Source organism: Streptococcus sp. 1171_SSPC, assembly GCF_001069335.1.
In the GTDB taxonomy this organism is placed as follows: Bacteria; Bacillota; Bacilli; order Lactobacillales; family Streptococcaceae; genus Streptococcus; species Streptococcus xiaochunlingii.
Genome location: NZ_JWAK01000011.1, coordinates 1 through 469 on the forward strand (window position 1 = coordinate 1; position 469 = coordinate 469).

5 tRNA genes are annotated in these 469 nt (G+C 54.4%); all 5 read left to right on the forward strand.

Annotated features, from left to right (window positions below):
* The first annotated feature begins 44 nt into the window (after positions 1-44).
* The 5 genes from ADF75_RS00980 (at position 45) to ADF75_RS01000 (ending at position 468) form a co-directional block, all read left to right on the forward strand.
* Positions 45-118, forward strand: a tRNA-Met gene (locus tag ADF75_RS00980).
* A gap of 16 nt (positions 119-134) precedes the next feature.
* Positions 135-208, forward strand: a tRNA-Ile gene (locus ADF75_RS00985).
* Between the two features lie 9 nt (positions 209-217).
* Positions 218-307, forward strand: a tRNA-Ser gene (locus ADF75_RS00990).
* Between the two features lie 9 nt (positions 308-316).
* Positions 317-390 (forward strand) — tRNA-Met (locus ADF75_RS00995).
* 5 nt (positions 391-395) lie between these two features.
* Positions 396-468 (forward strand) — tRNA-Phe (locus tag ADF75_RS01000).
* The last annotated feature ends 1 nt before the right edge of the window (position 469 follow it).

Here is a 469-nt window from a genome sequence, read left to right on the forward strand (position 1 = left end):
GGGACCAAGGTGTCGCAGGTTCGAATCCTGTCTTCCCGATTTATGGCGGTGTAGCTCAGCTGGCTAGAGCGTCCGGTTCATACCCGGGAGGTCGGGGGTTCGATCCCCTTCGCCGCTATACTATTGATCTTGTCGGACCTTTAGCTCAGCTGGTTAGAGCTCTCGGCTCATAACCGAGTGGTCGTAGGTTCAAGTCCTACAAGGTCCATAATTAGCTGGAGGATTACCCAAGTCCGGCTGAAGGGAACGGTCTTGAAAACCGTCAGGCGTGTAAAAGCGTGCGTGGGTTCGAATCCCACATCCTCCTTAATATTAACGCGGGATGGAGCAGCTCGGTAGCTCGTCGGGCTCATAACCCGAAGGTCGTAGGTTCAAATCCTGCTCCCGCAATATTTGGCTCGGTAGCTCAGTTGGTAGAGCAATGGATTGAAGCTCCATGTGTCGGCGGTTCGATTCCGTCTCGCGCCAT